This is a genomic window from Achromobacter sp. RTa (genome assembly GCF_000757485.1).
Lineage (GTDB): Bacteria > Pseudomonadota > Gammaproteobacteria > Burkholderiales > Burkholderiaceae_B > Achromobacter.
In genome coordinates this window covers 1-15771 of the sequence record NZ_JPYO01000038.1, presented here as the reverse complement: position 1 = coordinate 15771, position 15771 = coordinate 1, and the positions used below count along the sequence as shown (strand labels likewise).

Annotated in this window: 15 protein-coding genes; 3 read left to right on the top strand and 12 right to left on the bottom strand. The window is 67.6% G+C overall.

Going from position 1 to position 15771, the window contains the following annotated elements:
• Positions 1–13: 13 nt before the first annotated feature.
• Positions 14–421, bottom strand: a complete 408-nt coding sequence (gene flgB, locus JL37_RS15315) for a flagellar basal body rod protein FlgB (protein ID WP_043545136.1) — start codon at positions 419–421, stop codon at positions 14–16.
• Positions 422–597: 176 nt separating this feature from the next.
• Between flgB and flgA the strand changes: the two genes are divergently transcribed.
• The 3 genes from flgA (at position 598) to JL37_RS15300 (ending at position 2247) form a co-directional block, all read left to right on the top strand.
• Positions 598–1311, top strand: a complete 714-nt coding sequence (gene flgA / locus JL37_RS15310; protein WP_043545135.1) for a flagellar basal body P-ring formation chaperone FlgA — start codon at positions 598–600, stop codon at positions 1309–1311.
• 129 nt (positions 1312–1440) lie between these two features.
• Positions 1441–1734 carry a flagellar biosynthesis anti-sigma factor FlgM gene (flgM, locus tag JL37_RS15305; RefSeq protein ID WP_043545116.1) on the top strand — a complete coding sequence of 98 codons (294 nt, stop codon included), beginning with the start codon at positions 1441–1443 and terminating at the stop codon, positions 1732–1734.
• Positions 1735–1764: 30 nt separating this feature from the next.
• On the top strand, positions 1765–2247 hold the full coding sequence (locus tag JL37_RS15300; RefSeq protein ID WP_043545114.1) for a flagella synthesis protein FlgN: 483 nt from the start codon (positions 1765–1767) through the stop codon (positions 2245–2247).
• A gap of 192 nt (positions 2248–2439) precedes the next feature.
• On the opposite strand, the gene flhF is transcribed toward JL37_RS15300, so the two are convergent.
• The 11 genes from flhF to JL37_RS15250 all read right to left on the bottom strand — a co-directional run bounded on the left by flhF (position 2440) and on the right by JL37_RS15250 (position 15707).
• A complete protein-coding gene (flhF, locus tag JL37_RS15295; protein ID WP_043545113.1) occupies positions 2440–5103 on the bottom strand; it encodes a flagellar biosynthesis protein FlhF in 2664 nt (887 codons plus the stop codon).
• Complete coding sequence (gene flhA, locus JL37_RS15290; protein WP_043545112.1) at positions 5100–7220, bottom strand: flagellar biosynthesis protein FlhA; 2121 nt, start codon at positions 7218–7220, stop codon at positions 5100–5102. The genes flhF and flhA overlap by 4 nt, the downstream gene beginning before the upstream one ends.
• 3 nt (positions 7221–7223) lie before the next feature.
• Positions 7224–8378, bottom strand: coding sequence for a flagellar biosynthesis protein FlhB (flhB, locus tag JL37_RS15285; RefSeq protein ID WP_043545111.1), 1155 nt, complete (start codon positions 8376–8378; stop codon positions 7224–7226).
• A gap of 186 nt (positions 8379–8564) precedes the next feature.
• A complete protein-coding gene (locus JL37_RS15280; protein ID WP_369798554.1) occupies positions 8565–10112 on the bottom strand; it encodes a methyl-accepting chemotaxis protein in 1548 nt (515 codons plus the stop codon).
• A 207-nt stretch (positions 10113–10319) separates the two neighbouring features.
• Positions 10320–10952: a protein phosphatase CheZ gene (cheZ, locus tag JL37_RS15275; protein ID WP_043545109.1), complete on the bottom strand. Its 633-nt coding sequence runs from the start codon at positions 10950–10952 to the stop codon at positions 10320–10322.
• Positions 10953–10960: 8 nt separating this feature from the next.
• Positions 10961–11350 (bottom strand): chemotaxis response regulator CheY, encoded by a 390-nt coding sequence (gene cheY / locus JL37_RS15270; RefSeq protein WP_043545108.1) that lies wholly within the window; start codon positions 11348–11350, stop codon positions 10961–10963.
• A 46-nt stretch (positions 11351–11396) separates the two neighbouring features.
• On the bottom strand, positions 11397–12455 hold the full coding sequence (locus JL37_RS15265; RefSeq protein ID WP_043545107.1) for a chemotaxis response regulator protein-glutamate methylesterase: 1059 nt from the start codon (positions 12453–12455) through the stop codon (positions 11397–11399).
• 14 nt (positions 12456–12469) lie between these two features.
• The gene (locus JL37_RS15260; protein ID WP_043545106.1) at positions 12470–13324 is read right to left on the bottom strand and encodes a CheR family methyltransferase; all 855 of its coding nucleotides are present in this window, start codon (positions 13322–13324) and stop codon (positions 12470–12472) included.
• Positions 13325–13332: 8 nt separating this feature from the next.
• Positions 13333–14952, bottom strand: a complete 1620-nt coding sequence (locus JL37_RS30505; RefSeq protein ID WP_304413499.1) for a methyl-accepting chemotaxis protein — start codon at positions 14950–14952, stop codon at positions 13333–13335.
• Positions 14897–15103 carry a hypothetical protein gene (locus JL37_RS30500; protein WP_156124317.1) on the bottom strand — a complete coding sequence of 69 codons (207 nt, stop codon included), beginning with the start codon at positions 15101–15103 and terminating at the stop codon, positions 14897–14899. The genes JL37_RS30505 and JL37_RS30500 overlap by 56 nt, the downstream gene beginning before the upstream one ends.
• Positions 15104–15239: 136 nt before the next feature.
• Entirely contained in the window at positions 15240–15707 is a 468-nt protein-coding gene (locus JL37_RS15250) for a hypothetical protein (protein ID WP_043545133.1), read from the bottom strand.
• Positions 15708–15771 lie beyond the last annotated feature (64 nt).

Below are 15771 nucleotides of genomic sequence, written 5' to 3'. Positions count from 1 at the left end.
CTCCGTTCAGTAATCATTCCTGGATTGCGGCCATCATGGTCCGGATACGGCCCGACAGCAGCTGCATGGTGCTCTGGTAGTGCAAGGTGTTATCGGCGAATTGCACGCGCTCGATATCCATGTCCACCGTGTTGCCGTCCATGCTGGGCTGGTACGGCAGGCGGTACAGGAGTTCGGTGGGGCCCTGCGACACGGCCTTGGCCGGGATGTGGCGGGCGGACGTCAACGACAAGGAGGTGTCCGGCAGGCGCATGGTGCCTTCCATGGCGTTGGCCATCGCCGTCTTGAAGTCGAAATCGCGGGCCTTGTAGTTGGGCGTATCGGCGTTGGCGATATTCGACGACAGCACTTCCTGGCGCTGAGCCCGCAGCCCCAGGGACTGCTGGAAGAACCTGAAATCTTCATTAAGCCTGTCTAGCATCGTGGCGCCTTCCTGCATTGCAATTCGGATGAACACGGGATCCCGGACGCACCGTTATCCCATTGGATGACGGCATCATAGGGGCCCGGGGGCCGCCACAATCAGCCAAATAACCCGTCATTTCTCATCCAATTCACGTATTGCCAAGCGCGCCGGACTTCTACAATTCATCCATCATGAAAACCTCCGCAAGACGACTCCGCGCGCGCGCCGCCTGCCTGGCCGCCCTGCTGCTGCCCCTGGCGGCCGCGCAGGCCCAGGAGGCCGCGGCCCAGCCATCCGAGGCGATCGCGCTTGCCGCGCAGGCCTATCTGCAGGAGCAGTTGGCCAGCCTGCCCGGCCAGCCCTCGATCGCCATCGATCCCCCGCGGGCCGAGCACCTGACGCCTTGCGATGCCATGTCCCCATTTATGCCATCCGGCATCAGGCTGCGTTCGCGCATGACGGTGGGCGTGCGCTGCAATGCGCCGAAACCCTGGACAACCTACGTGCAGGCAACGGTAAGCGTGCCCGGCCAGTACTACGTGGCCTCGCGGATGATCGCGGCCGGCCAGGCGCTGACGCCAAACGATCTGGCGCCCCGGGACGGCGATCTCGTCTCCCTGCCTCCCGGCGCCATCACCAATCCGCAGACGGTGGTCGGCATGACCGCCGCCTACCGCATCAACGCCGGGCAGCCGGTCCGGGGCTCCTCCCTGCGCAACGCCCAATCGGTCCTGAGGGGCACCAACGTGCGCATCAACGCGCGCGGCGCCGGATTCGTGGTCAGCAGCGAAGGGCAGGCCCTGGACAATGCCGCCCCGGGCGCCATGGTGCAGGTGCGCACCGCCAGCGGCCAGGTGGTCAGCGGCGTCGTGCGCAATGCCGGCCTGGTGGAAATACAGCTGTAGAGGTTGTTACATATCGCGTTGCGCCAATGGCTCCCCTACCCTAAAGTTCCTTCCGGCCTTGTCGTTACAGAGACATAAAGTAGGCGGATCCGTCGCACAATCGACCCTGGACGCCCTGCGGAGATAATCTTGAAGATCAATTCAACCACCAACCGCCCCCTCTCGGCGGACGCTGTCGGCTCCCGCCCTGAATCCGCGGTCGCCCAGGCCTATGGCGCCAGCAGCGCCAGCGGCTCCAGCAGTTCGCTGGTGGCGCTGAGCTCGGCGTCGCGCAAGATGCTGGCGCTGCAGGACGGCTCGAACGACATCAATGTCGAGCGCGTCGCCGCCATCCGCGCGGCGATCGCCTCGGGCCAGCTCAAGATCGATACCGGCCGTATCGCGGACAGCCTGATCGCCAGCGCCCGCGACCTGCTGAAATAAGCCCCGCAACACTCACATCCGAGCAGCAGCATGACCACGAACATCGTCGACTCCCTGCAATCCTGCATGAGGCAGGAAGACGCCCTGATCACGGAATTCTCCGCCATCCTGGAAGAAGAGACCGAAGTGCTGGTGGGGCCGGGGAACGTGGGCGCGCTGCAGGAAATCACCGAACGCAAAAGCAGCGTGGCCCGCAAGCTCGTGGACCTCAGCCAGACTCGCGACACCCTGCTCGCCGACATCGGCCTGCCCAGCGGACATTCCGGCACCGAACAGGCCGCCGCGCTGCATCCGCAGCTGGCCGGCGTCTGGCAGGCCTTGCTGACGAAGTCCGCCTCCGCCAATGAGATCAATCTGCGCAATGGCGCCCTGATCGACGTCCACCTGCGCTACACCCAGCAATCGTTGGACGCCCTGCGCAACCTGGGCGCGGCAGGCGCGCCCGCCACCTACGACGCGCGCGGCCGCGGCGCCCGCAGCGCCCCGGGCCGCAAGCCCATCGTCGCGGGCTGACGCAAGCAGCCCGTAGGATGGGTGTAGCGCGAGAGTTCTTAAGCTAGAAAGCGGCTATCCAGCGCGCGCAGCCCATGCTGCCGTGGGCAGACAGCGCCATGCATCGCCCCCAAAACACACTCTTGCGGCCGCATGGGTTGCGCGCGTTGGGCGTCCGGGTTCTTGGGGAGATGACCTCGCGCTACACCCATCCTACGCGTCCGTCATTTCCAGCATCGCGTACATTTTCAGCAGGGCCACGGGCAGCATGCGGCCGGAAAGCTTGCGGTCCGTTCCCATGATGCCCGAGAAGGGGCCGCGCACGACGTCCGCGGCCGCGGTATGCGCCAGTTGCCAGCAGGCGGCGCCCATCTGGCCGGCGATCAGGGCCTGGCGCGCCAGCGCATGGGCGCCGTCGACGGCTGGCAGGGCCTGCCACGCGTTGGCCATATAGCGGAATCCGGCCTTGGCTTCGTCCTGCAGCACCAGCCAGCGCGCCACGGTGCCCGCGTCCGCCTGCGATGCCGGCAGGTTGGTCATGCCGAACAACTGCCCGGCCACCTCGCCGCTTACCGTATCGATCAGGCGGGCGCAGACCAGCCGGACCGGCGCGGTGTCCCCGCGGCCGGGCAGCGAAACCTCGGTACCCGAGGCCCAAAGCGCCAGCGGCGCCCGCTTGCCGTTCTTGACGATGAACAGCCCCGGCATGTCGCCGGGCTGGCCCACGGGCAGGTAGCCCACGCTCTTGCCCACCGCATTCAGGTTGGTGGGACATTCGTCCTGTATCACCCGCTGGCCGCCGGCGCTGCGCGCCACCCACGACACGCCCTTTCCATTCAGGGACGGCCAGATCGCAGAAGAGCCTGCCTCGAGCAGATGCACGACCGGCAGGCGCTCCAGCTTTCCGCCCAGCCAGTCCACCCGGGCCTCCAGCGCGAGGGCCGCATCGGGCTGGGCCGGCTCCGCCGGCGCGAACGACGACAGCGTCCCATGGGGCAGCGCCAGCTGCTGGGCGGGAGCAGCCAGGGCCGCGCCCCGGTCGCTCATCAACAGCGTGCTCAATAGCGCCCCGCCCGGCAGGCCCTCTCCTTTCATGCCGGCCTTGCCGTGCACGGCCAGCAGATGCCGGTTGCAGATTGCGGAGAATTCACGGCGCACCATCGCCAGCGGATCGCCGCCCAGCGCGGCCAGGCTGCCCCCGCCCACGTATTCGCGCCAGGACGCGCGCGCCTGGACGCAGGCCGCGTCGCTTTCCAGCCACGCAATGGTGCCATCCAGGTTCTGTGCGGCCTCGATCGAACCCGCCCCGCCCTGCGGACGCAGGATGGCGGACGCCAGCAACTGCCGGCGGCGCGCGGGGTCGCCGCTCTGGGCATCCCGCGAAGACGGCAGCAGCGACGCCAGGTCGGCCTCGCTGGGGGTGTAGAGCGCGCGCGCCTTTTCCACCATCGAGAAGGTGCGGTCGATCAACGCGTCGGCCCGCGCCAGCTCCATGTGTTCGGGCACCTTCTGCCCGACCGACACGTAGTGGATCGGCAGGCGGTGGCGGATGGCTGTGTCCAGGGCCGCGCCCAGGCGGGTGGCCTCGTCCAGCTTGGTGATGATGCAGCCGGCCACGTCCTCGCCCACGCCATTGCGATAGGCGTGTGCCACCTCGTCCAGCGTGTCGCCCTGGCTGGCCGCGTTCAACACCAGCAGCCGGCGCACGGGCTTGCCCGCGTTGCACAGCATCGCCGCCTGCTCGGCCACCAGCCGGTCGCGCTGGCTGATGCCGGTGGTATCGATCAGCACGATCTTGCGGTTGCCCAGATCCGCCAGGATGCGGCGCAGTTCGCCCGCGTCGCGCACGGAATGGGCGGGCACGCCCATCAGGCGGCCATAGATCTGCAATTGCTCCAGCGCGCCGATCCGGAAATTGTCGGTCGTCAGCATGGCCACCTGCTCGCGGCCTTCACGGGCGACGCAGCGGGCCGCCAGCTTCGCCAGGGTCGTCGTCTTGCCGACCCCGGTCGGGCCGACCAGCGCATACACGCCTCCGCCCAGGAATTCGTCTTCGGAGCGCAGCACGGGCAGGTGCGTCACCAGCTCGTTGCGCGCCCAGCTCAGGGCGGTTTCCGGCGTCATTCCCTCGGGCAGGCGCTCGACCAGCGTGCGCACCAGCTTCGTGCTGAAGCCGGCGTCGAGCAGGCTGCGGAACAGCGCGGCCGCGGCGGGCTCGCGCCCGGGCCCCTGGCGCCCGCCCCACAGCAGGCCGTCCATGCGGCTTTCCAAGGCGCCCCGCAACGCGCTGATCGCGTCCTGCAGGCCGGCGGCGGCGTCGCCCGGCAAGGCCATCTGCGGCATGGCCGGCGGCTGACGCAACGGCGCGTCCGGCATCCGGGCCATGGACGGCGCGGCAACGGGCTGAGGCGTAGCTGGCACGTAGGCGGGCGCGGGCGCGGAAACCGGCGGAACCGCCATCGGCCGGGCGGCCGGCGCCGAGGCCGCAGGCTCCGCGCGCGCGGTCGCGGCAGGCGCCGAGACGATTGGCGCGGCCGCTTCGGCCTGCGCCGGCGCGGCGTAGGCCGACTGGTAGGCGGCGATGGAACGCGTCGGCGTCATATAGCCCGACGGCGGCGGCGACGGTGACACGGCAGGCGCGGCGGGCATCGCGGGCGCCGAAGCCGGCTGCTCTCTAGGGGCGGCGGGATGCGCGGAAGAATCGCGCGGCGGCATCTGGGCGGGCGCCTCGTCGAACGCGCCATCCACGGTGGCCAGCACCTCCACGCCGCCATCGACGCTGCGGTTCGAAACGATCAGCGCGTCCGGCCCGAGGACCTGGCGCACCTGCCGCATCACCTCACGGCTGTTGATCCCAAAGAAACGGCTTATCTTCATGCCCCATTGCCTCCGCCGATCAGCGCGGTCACGCGGACCATGCGCTCATCGGGTATTTCCGTATTCGACAACACGCCCAGCTGCGGCAAATGATGCCGCAGGAAGCGCGACAGCGGCGCGCGCAGGACCGGCGACACCAGCAGCACGGGCGCGTTGCCCTGCGATTCCTGCCGTTCGACGGCCGCCTGCGTTTCCCGCAGCAGCGTGTCGGCCAGCCCCGGCTCCAGGCCGCCGCTGGTCGTCATGGCCTGCGACAGCACGCGCTCCAGCTTCACGTCCAGGCCGATGACCCGCAACTCGCCGTCGCCCGGGAACCATTGCTGTGTAATGGCGCGGCCCAGCGAGCGGCGCGTCAGCGCGATCAGCTCGTTGATGTCGGGCTGGCTGCCGGAACCGGCGGCCAGCGCCGCCAGGCGCGGCCCGTGCTCGGACAGCGTGTCGATGATGGTCCGCATGTCGCGGATCGGCACTTCCTCCGACAGCAGGCCCTGCAGCACCTTCTGCAGCACCGTAAGCGACAGGGTCTTGGGCACCAGGTCCTCGATCAGCTTGGGCGCGTCGCGGCCGATGCGGTCCAGCAGTTGCTGGACTTCCTGGCGGCCCAGCAGGTTCGAACCGTGGCGATGCATCAGGTGGTTCAAATGCGTCGCGACCACCGTGCCCGCGTCCACCACCGTATACCCCGCCACCTGGGCCTGGTCGCGCAGGCTGCCGTCGATCCACAGCGCGGGCAGGCCGAAGGCCGGATCGGTGGTGGGCGTGCCCTTGATCTGCATGGTTACGCCGCCCGGGTCGATGGCCAGCCATTGGCCGGGCATCGCCACGCCATGGCCCACCTCCACGCCAGACAGCAGGATGCGGTAATCGTTGGGCTTGAGCTCCAGGTTGTCGCGGATATGCACGACCGGCGGCAGAAAGCCCACGTCCTGCGCGAACTTCTTGCGCAGGCTGCGGATGCGGTGCAACAGCTCGCCGTTCTGCGCATGGTCCACCAGCGGTATCAGGCGATAGCCCACTTCCAGGCCCAGCTGGTCCACCATGGAGACGTCGTCCCAGCTGGCTTCGGCCGCGGCGGCCTGGGCCTGCGTGATCGCCTGCGGCGGCACCTCCGCCGCGGCGGCGGCCGCCGCGGTCCGCCGCTTGTGCAGCAGCCAGCCGCCCCAGGCCAGCGCGCCGGCCAGGGTGAGGAAGGCGATGTGCGGCATGTTGGGGATCAGCCCCATGATGCCGATGATGCCGGCGGTCAGGAACAGCACGCTGGGGTTCGAGAACAGCTGGCTGATGATCTGCTGGCCGATGTCCTGGTCGGTGGAAACACGCGACACGACCACGCCGGCCGCGGTGGAGATCACCAGCGCCGGGATCTGGGCGACCAGGCCGTCGCCGATGGTCAGCAGCGTATACATGCGCGCCGAGTCGCTCATCGACATGTCGTGCTGCGCCACGCCCACGATCAGGCCGCCGATGATGTTGATCGCCATGATCAGCAGGCCGGCGATGGCGTCGCCGCGCACGAACTTGCTGGCGCCGTCCATCGAGCCGAAGAAGTCCGACTCCTGCGCCACCTCCGAACGGCGCTTGCGCGCTTCGTCTTCGCCGATCAGGCCCGCGTTCAGGTCGGCGTCGATCGCCATCTGCTTGCCGGGCATGGCGTCCAGGGTGAAACGCGCGCCCACTTCGGCGATACGTCCCGCGCCCTTGGTGATGACGATGAAGTTGATGATGGTCAGGATCACGAAAACGATGATCCCCACGGCGAAGTTTCCGCCCACCAGGAAGTGGCCGAAGGCTTCGATGACCTTGCCCGCGGCGTCCGGGCCGGTGTGGCCATGAAGCAGCACCACGCGGGTGGATGCGACGTTCAGCGACAGGCGCAGCAGCGTGGCGAACAGCAGGACGGCCGGGAACGCGGCGAAGTCCAGCGGCTTGCGCGTGAACATGGCCACCAGCAGGATCATCACGGACAACGCGATATTGAAGGTGAACAGCAAGTCCAGCAGGAACGTGGGCAGGGGCAGAACCATCATGCCCAGCACCATCACGATCAGGATCGGACCGGCCAGCAGCCTTGCATGCGTGGCCCCGCCACTCTTCAACATGGTGAGCAAAGCGCTCATTCCTTAAACTCCTTGTGCTGCGGTTTTGGCCTGCGGGTCCAGCTCGGCGGGCACGGCCAGCCGGGTCGGGGCCATCGGTTCGGCCCCCCATCCCGATCGCCAGGAACGCAGCTGGAAGACCCACGCCAGCACTTCTGCCACCGCGGTGTATAGCTCGGCCGGGATTTCCTTCCCCAGCTCGACGTGTTCATGCAGGGCGCGCGCCAGCGGCGGCGCCTCCAATGTCGGGATGCGGTGCTCCGCCGCAAGCTCGCGGATCTTGGCCGCGATCAGGCCGGTGCCCTTGGCCAGCACCCGCGGCGCCCCGTGCTTGCCCTCGTCGTACTTCAGCGCCACCGCGTAATGGGTCGGGTTGGTCACGACCACATCCGCCTTGGGCACTTCCGACATCATCCGGCGCCGCGCCGCCTGGCGCTGCTGCTGCCGGATGCGCGCCTTCACGTGCGGGTCCCCTTCGCTTTCCTTGTGTTCCTGGCGCACGTCCTCCTTGGACATGCGCAGCTTCTTCAGGTGGCTCCAGATCTGCCAGGGCACGTCGAGCAGCACAATGACCAGCAGCGACGCCACGATGAAGGCGCAGCACATCGCCACCAGCGTCAGCGCCTTGGTCAGCGCGGCCGACGGCGCGACGTGCATCAGACTGAGCATATCGTCGTGGTAGCGCCAGATCACCCAGACGGCCACGCCGCCCACCAGCGCGGCCTTGGCCAGCGCCTTGATCAGCTCCACCACGGTCTGCGACGAGAACATCCGCTTCAGGCCCGACACGGGGCTGAGCTTCGAAAAATTGAACTGCAGGGGCTTGCCCGAGATGACGATGCCGCCCAGCAGCACGCTGGACAGGACCGCGACCACCGCCAGCAGCCCGAAGATCGGCAGCAGCACCAGCAGGATCTGGCCGAAGCCGTCGACCGCCCGCTCGACCATCACGCCGGGATCGGCGACGATGCGCTGGTCGAAGCCCAGCCCATTGCGCAGCACGCCGCTCAAGGAACGGTAGAGCGAGGCGCCGCCCGCCCAGATCGCCCCGACACCGGCGGCCAGCATCATGAACGTGCCCAATTCGCGGGAACGCGCAATCTGCCCCTCCTCGCGCGCCTTTTCCAGGCGCCTGGGAGAGGCGGCTTCGGTTTTTTCGAGGTCGCTTTCTTCGGCCATGCTCTGCGGTGTCGTTGCGGCTCGCGGATTCTGGGATTGCGAGCTGCCCGCCGAGATTCTAGGAGGCCCCGGGGTCTGGCGATAAGCCAAGAAACGGGGGGAAAGCGGCGCTATTCCTGGATGCGCCCAGGCCCCGCGCGCGCGGCCGGGCCGGGAATGCCCCGCGCGCCGTATCCGCCCGTCTCGTCAGCCGGCCGCGGGAACCGCCCGATGGCCCGCGCCGCCCGCCTCCAGCGCCGCCTGGAAGCGTTCGTAGTCCAGCCCGATCCGCACCGCGCCCCAGTGTTCCGGCCCCAAATAAACGGGGACGGAAACGTCGTTGACGATTTCGCCCGTATCGCGCGAATAGGTCTGGAACAGCATGGCGCCGGTATTGGCGGCCAGGCGGGCGCCCACCGGATCGTCGAAGATCCGCTTGTGGCGCACCCGGAGGATGTCCTGTGCCGCAATTCCGGTGGGCTCGTGCGAAAACTGGCTGTTGTGCGCCGGCGCATAGCCCCGGTTGTCCACCAGGATCGTGTAGATCGCGCCCGGCACCGACTCCAGCACCCGGTCCAGCAAGCGGGTCAGGGGCCCCTCGATCTCGCGGTCGTACGCCGTGTGGTAGCGCGGCGGCTCGCTGCCCGGAATGCGCCGGTAATGGCGGTCGAACACGTCCGCCCCGCCTTTTCTTGCCTCTTCCAACAAGCTGGCCGCCGCGTCCCGGAAGGCCTCGACCGCGTCCGACAGGCCGTCGAAGGCGGTATTGCCGGCGCGCATGTCGGCCAGCACCTCCTGCACGCTTTCCGTCTGGCGCCGGATGCGGTCGATTTCGCCCGACATGCTGCCCATGCGTAGCAGCACATCCGCGCTGAGCGCGGCGATCCGCCCCACTTCCTGGCTCATGCCGTGGTTGGTGGCGTCGACCTCGCCGATCGCCTGCACCACCTCGGCCACCTGCCGGTTCATGCTGCCGAAGTCGTCCACGAAACGGCGGAAATCGGAACAGGTCCTGTCCAGAACCTGGCCCGAGGCGTCGACGTCGTCGCGCAGGCTGCCGGTCTGGCGCTCGGTGGTCTCGACCAGCTCCAGCATTTCGCCGCTATGCCTGGCGATGTCGCCGGTGGCGGAATTCACCCGCTCCGCCAGCCGCCCGACCTCGCTCGCCACCACAGCGAAGCCGCGCCCGGCGTCCCCCGCCCTGGCCGCCTCCACGCCCGCGTTCAGCGCCAGGAGCTGCGTCTGCAGGGCGATCTCCTTGATCAGCTTGCTGGTGTCGCCCACGGAGCGGGCGCGCGTGCTCAATTGCCCGACCACGCCGCTGAAGGCGGCCATCTCGCGGGTCATGCGGTCGACGCGCAGCTTGACCTCGGACAGCTCCGCCAGCGCCTGCTCCGCCGCCTGCAGGTTGTGCCCGGATACCTGGGCGATCTCGCGCGCGTGGTTGGAGGTGGATGCCGACAGCGCCTCGATCTGCGTGCCGCTCGCGGCCAGCGCCTGGGCGGCGCGGGCCTGTTCCTGCGCCAGCTGCGAGCAGCGTCCCGCCTGGAATTGGGTGCGCGCCGCATTCAGCGCGATTTCGATGCTGGATTGCCGGACAGTGATGATGCGGCGCCGGATCTGCCCCAGGAAGCGGTACAGCGGCCAGGCGGCCGGACTGAGCGACAGGGCGCGCTCCGACAGCATGGCGTCGCCCCGATTGAGGCGGCGCAACAGTCCCCACATGCCGCCCACGCGGAATACGGATCTGGCCAAGATGAACCTCCTTGTGCTGGCCCGGATCGCCTTCTATGGGCATCCGTTGCCTGGCGCGCGTCGCGCCTGGTCTCGTGCTGCGAGGCCCCGATTCTTATGGCGGGAAGTCTATCGGCCGGGCGCGGATTGCGCCCTTAGGGATTACGTTCATGCAAGCGCGGAGCGCGCGCCGCCGGAGGGCATGTCCGCCGGCGCCGCCCGCGCGGCCTAGAAGCCCAGGCTGGCCAGCAGATCGTCGACCTGATCCTGGCTGGTGACCACGTCCGCCTTGCCCTGCGGGCTGATCTGCGGACCGTTGAGCAGGCTGTTGGCCTCCTCGCGGCGCTCCTGCGGCACGTTGTCCAGCAGGACCTGCAGCAGCTCGCGCTCGATCGCGCCGACCACATCCATCATGCGCATGATGACCTGTCCCGTCAGGTCCTGGAAATCCTGCGCCATGATGATTTCCATCAAATGCGACTGCGTCTGTTGCGCCTGCTTCGGCACGTCCTGCAGGTACGCGCGGGTGTCCTTCACCAGTTCGCGCGCCTCCGGCAGTTCCAGGGGCTGGTCGTACCATTGCTGCCAGCGCGTATCCAGCGCCTGCGCCGAACGCGACAGCTTGTCCTGCAGAGGGCCGGCCTGCTCGGTCGCGTTCAGCACGCGGTTGGCGGCCTGCTCGGTCATCTGCGCCACGTAGCGCAGGCGGTCGCGGGCGTCGGGGATGGCGGTGGCCGCGTCCTTGATCGCCTGGTCCAGGCCCAGCTCGCGCATGCTATCGCGCAGCATGCGCGTCAGCGATGCGATGCGGTGTATCAGGTCGGGGGAATCCGCCGGATCAACATTTTCCGTCGTGCTCATAGCGCGCCTCAGCCAGCGATCTTCTCGAAGATCTTGTTGAGCTTCTCTTCCAGCGTCGCCGCGGTGAAAGGCTTGACCACGTAGCCGTTGGCGCCGGCCTGGGCCGCCGCCACGATGTTCTCCTTCTTGGCCTCGGCCGTCACCATCAGCACCGGCAGCGAAGCCAGCGAAGCGTCGGCGCGGATCTGCTTGAGCATTTCGAGACCATCGAGATTCGGCATGTTCCAGTCGGACACGACGAACTGGAAGCCGCCGTTGCGCAGCTTTTCCAGCCCGATGGCGCCGTCTTCGGCTTCATCCACGTTCTCGAAGCCCAGCTCCTTGAGCAGGTTGCGGATGATGCGCCGCATGGTGGGGAAATCATCCACCACCAGAATCTTTATGCCCTTGTCTACCATCTTCTACTCCAGAAAAAATTTGCTTGGGAACGATCGTGCGCCCGCGTCAGACGCGGTGGCCACGGTCTCCCAGGCGAGTCAGAATGCGTTCGCTCATCGCGGACAACGAAACCACTTCATCCGCGGCGCCGATGGCGATCGCCTCGCGGGGCATGCCGAAAACCACACAACTGGCCTCGTCCTGCGCGATCGTGTGCGCCCCGGCCCGGCGCATGGCCAGCATGCCGGCGGCGCCGTCCTTGCCCATGCCGGTCAGGATGACGCCGATGGCGTTCTTGCCGGCGGCGGCCGCCGCGGAGTTGAACAGGACGTCCACCGACGGACGGTGACGGTTCACCGGCTCGCTGGCTTCCAGTTCGATCACATAGTTGGCCCCGCTGCGGCCCAGGCGCATGTGCGTCTCTCCGCCCGGCGCCAGGTATACGTGGCCCGGCAGCACCCGTTCCCCATGCACGGCCTCGCGCACCGTGACCGCGCACAGCGCGTCCAGCCGCTGCGCGAAGGAACGGGTAAAGCCCGCGGGCATGTGCTGCGTGATCAGGATCGCCGGGCTGTCCGGCGGCAGCGGCTGCAGGACCTCGCGGATGGCCTCGGTTCCGCCCGTCGACGCCCCCACGATCACCAGTTTTTCCGAGCTGGCCAGCGGCCGGCGCAGCATCGGCGCCGGCGCGGCCTGGGCGGAGTGCGACGTGGGCGCGCGCAACTTGGCGCGGGACGCCGCGCGGATCTTGTCCGCGATGATTTCCGTGTATTCGAGCAGGCCGTCGCGGATGCCCAGCTTGGGCTTGGTCACGAAATCGATCGCGCCCAGCTCCAGCGCGCGCAGCGTGATTTCTCCGCCGCGCTCCGTCAGCGACGACACCATCACCACCGGCATCGGCCGCAGCCGCATCAGCTTTTCCAGGAAATCCAGCCCGTCCATGCGGGGCATTTCCACGTCCAGCGTCAGCACGTCCGGATTGTGCCGCTTGATCAGTTCCCGCGCCACCAAGGGGTCCGGCGCCGTCGCGACCACTTCCATGTCGGGCTGGCTATTGATGATCTCGGTCATCAATCCGCGCACCAACGCGGAGTCGTCCACACACAAAACGCTTATCTTTTTCATCGTTGCTGCCCCGTTCAGGCCCTGCCTACACATTCGTAGACCGTCTGCCCGCGCAGACGGAAGTCACGGCTGATGTAGGTGAAGTTCTCGGAGTGGCCTGCAAAGAGCAGCCCGCCGGGTTTGAGCAGCGGCACGAAGCGCTCCAGAATCTTCGCCTGGGTGGGTTTGTCGAAGTAAATCATTACGTTGCGGCAGAAGATCACGTCGAACTTCTCGTTGATCTGCCAGGCCGGAGACAACAGGTTCAAGGTCTCGTAGCGCACCATGTCCACGATTTCCGGGCGCACCCTCACCTGCCCCTCATTGGCGCCTCGGCCCTTCAGGAAGAAGCGCTTCAGGCGCTCGCCGTCCAGCTTCTCCACCCGCTCCTCGGGATAGACCGCGGCGCGCGCGCGGGCCAGCACATTCGTGTCGATATCGGTGGCCAGCACCGTGCTCGACCCCGCGCGCGTGCCCAGCGCCTCGACCAGCGTCATGGCGATGGAGTATGGCTCTTCGCCGGTGGAGGCGGCGCAGCACCAGACCGACACGGGGCCGCCGCGCCGCCGGGCGAAGTCGGCCAGTATCGGAAAATGGTGCGACTCCCGGAAGAACGCGGTGAGATTGGTGGTCAGCGCGTTGACGAAATCTTCCCACTCGGCGGCGCCGGGCTCGTTCTCGAGCTGGTCCAGGTAGCTGCCGAAATCCTGCAGGCCCAGCGCCCGCAGGCGCCGCGCCAGCCGGCTATAGACCATCTCGCGCTTGTGCGTGCCTAGCGAGATGCCGGCGTGCGCATGGATCATCTTGCGCACGCGCGAAAAATCGGCGTCGCGGAAATCGAATTGGCGGTCCACCGGAATCGACGGCGGCGCGTATGCCGAAGTTGCCACGGCGGCCCTCAGTGCCCAAGCGCAAGCGCATCGGGCGCCTGCAGCTGCGCGCCGTCAGCGGACGATCGCACCGAGGACAGGCGATGGGCCGGCACTTCGATCACTTCGCCCGCGTTGATCTTGAACACGGCTACCGCCTCGGCCAGCCGCTGCGCCTGCTCCTGCAGCGATCCCGCCGCCGCGGCCGCCTCTTCCACCAGCGCCGCGTTCTGCTGCGTCACCTCGTCCATCTGCGACACCGCCCGGTTCACCTGGTCGATGCCGCTGGATTGCTCCTCGGACGCCGCGGAGATCTCGCCCATGATGTCCGTCACGCGCTTCACCGACGCCACGATCTCCTGCATCGTCGAGCCCGCGCGCTCCACCTGCTGCGAACCCGCGCCCACCTTGCTGACCGAATCCTCGATCAAGCCCTTGATTTCCTTGGCCGCCTGCGCGCTGCGCTGCGCCAGCGAACGCACTTCGCCCGCCACCACCGCGAAACCCTTGCCCTGCTCGCCCGCGCGGGCCGCTTCCACCGCCGCGTTCAGCGCCAGGATGTTGGTCTGGAACGCAATGCCATCGATCACCGACACGATCTCGGAGATCTTGCGCGAGCTGGCGGAAATGCCCTGCATCGTGCTGACCACTTCCGACACCGCCGAACCGCCGCGTTCGGCCACGTCCGAGGCGCTGGCCGCCAGCTGGTTGGCCTGGCGCGCGTTGTCCGCGTTCTGCTTCACGGTCGAGGCCAATTCTTCCATCGACGCCGCGGTCTCTTCCAGCGAGGCCGCCTGCTCTTCCGTGCGGCTGGACAGGTCGGTATTGCCGGCCGATATCTCGCTGGAACCCACGGTGATTTCATCCACGCCGCGGCGCACGGCCGATACCGTGCGGGTCAGGCTTTCCTGCATGCGCTTGAGCGCGGCGAACAATTGGCCGATCTCGTTGTGCGAACGCACTTCCACCCGGCTGGTCAGGTCGCCGGCGGCGATCTTGTCGAAGTGCTGGCCGGCTTCCACCAAGGGGCGGACCACCAGGCGGCCGAACAGCATGCGGGCCAGGACCATCAGCAGCAGCGCCAGGCCGACCGCCACGCCTACCGCCACCATCGCGCGGTTGAAGTTGGCGTCCGCCTGGTCGATCGTGGCTTGCTGCTGCGCGCCGATGTACTTGCCGAATTCGCTGATCGCCTCGATGAACGCGGCGCTGCGCGGCGTACCGTACTCGTTGTTCACCATGTAGAAGGTCGAATAGTCTTCGCTGCGCAGGGCTTCGACCATGGTGTCCACGCCGTCATCGATGTACGAGCGGTAGCGGCGCACCAGGTTCATGGACAGCTGGCGGCCGGTATCATCCTGCAGCATGTTCTTCTGGAAATCGGCAAAACGGCTGCGCACCCCGGTCAACAGGTCCGTCGCGCTCTTCAAGGCCGCCGCCGCGTCCCGCGCCGAATTCTCCCCGCTGCCCCAGCCGGATTCCTGGAGGTGGCGCGCGGCCACCATCAGCGCAACGCGGGCGCGCAGCATGTCGCTGTTGATCACTTCGACCTGCTTGGCGCGCTCGGTCAGGGCATTGACCTCGCGGATGGACTCATAGTTGTTCTGCAGGAAGTAAGCCGCCAGGCCGCCGACCGCCGACCGCCGCAATCAATATCGCGAAGAACGCCATGACCCACAGCAGCATCGTGCCGACGCGGGCATCGCGCAGGCGCAGCTTCCTTTTCACCTTGGGCGCGCGCGCCGCCTTCCTCTTGCCGATCTTGCCGGACTTCGCACCGGATTCGAGACTCGCTTCCATATATTTCCCCATCCCTCAGGAACTGCCTGACCAAATGAAAAACCACCCTGCGGACACGCCCTGTTACATGACGATTCCACTAAGGGCGACGTACATTGCGATCTGCGCCGCAATGCTCTCTGCCGGACTACAGGGCTCAGCCGCCCTGCGGCCTCGATCCGGCCGGTTCACCCGGGCCGGGTATGTAGATGATTTGCCCCTCGGGCTCCACCGCGGGCAAGGCCCAGTCCTGAGCAAAGTCAGGCGCGGGCGCGGGCCCCATCAGTTTCTGGCGTTCCCAGGGTTCCAGCAGAATATTGGTGCTGTCGACGAGGCGCATCAGCCGGCCGTCCGGCCCGAACTGGAGCAGCGCTTCCTTGCGGCTGTACAAGCCGTCCGCGACGAATGTGATCTTGAAGGACCAGAGCGCCAGCACGGAGCCGTCGGTCTGTCGGTAGACGTTATCGGGAGGGGCGGTCAGCGCCCGCGAGGCCTCTTCCAGCGTCGTCTGCCCCGGCGTCAGGGTCGACAGCTTGCCCGGGTCGAAGTTGTGCCCCGTCGCCGCGCAGCCGGCGAGAATGGCTGCAAGAGCAGCCGCCGCCAGAAGATGTATATAGCCTCGCATACCTACCCATTTACCGGACTGGCCGGTGTCAGAAAGATTCCCAATCGTCGTCCGAAGGCGGCGG

Coding starts and splice junctions, on each gene's coding strand:
- JL37_RS15250 (WP_043545133.1), bottom strand. CDS start 15,707: ATGCGAGGCTATATACATCTTCTGGCGGCGGCTGCTCTTGCAGCCATT.
- cheY (WP_043545108.1), bottom strand. CDS start 11,350: ATGGTAGACAAGGGCATAAAGATTCTGGTGGTGGATGATTTCCCCACC.
- flgB (WP_043545136.1), bottom strand. CDS start 421: ATGCTAGACAGGCTTAATGAAGATTTCAGGTTCTTCCAGCAGTCCCTG.
- cheZ (WP_043545109.1), bottom strand. CDS start 10,952: ATGAGCACGACGGAAAATGTTGATCCGGCGGATTCCCCCGACCTGATA.
- flgA (WP_043545135.1), top strand. CDS start 598: ATGAAAACCTCCGCAAGACGACTCCGCGCGCGCGCCGCCTGCCTGGCC.
- flhB (WP_043545111.1), bottom strand. CDS start 8,378: ATGGCCGAAGAAAGCGACCTCGAAAAAACCGAAGCCGCCTCTCCCAGG.
- JL37_RS30500 (WP_156124317.1), bottom strand. CDS start 15,103: ATGGAAGCGAGTCTCGAATCCGGTGCGAAGTCCGGCAAGATCGGCAAG.
- JL37_RS15265 (WP_043545107.1), bottom strand. CDS start 12,455: ATGAAAAAGATAAGCGTTTTGTGTGTGGACGACTCCGCGTTGGTGCGC.
- flhF (WP_043545113.1), bottom strand. CDS start 5,103: ATGAAGATAAGCCGTTTCTTTGGGATCAACAGCCGTGAGGTGATGCGG.
- flhA (WP_043545112.1), bottom strand. CDS start 7,220: ATGAGCGCTTTGCTCACCATGTTGAAGAGTGGCGGGGCCACGCATGCA.
- JL37_RS15300 (WP_043545114.1), top strand. CDS start 1,765: ATGACCACGAACATCGTCGACTCCCTGCAATCCTGCATGAGGCAGGAA.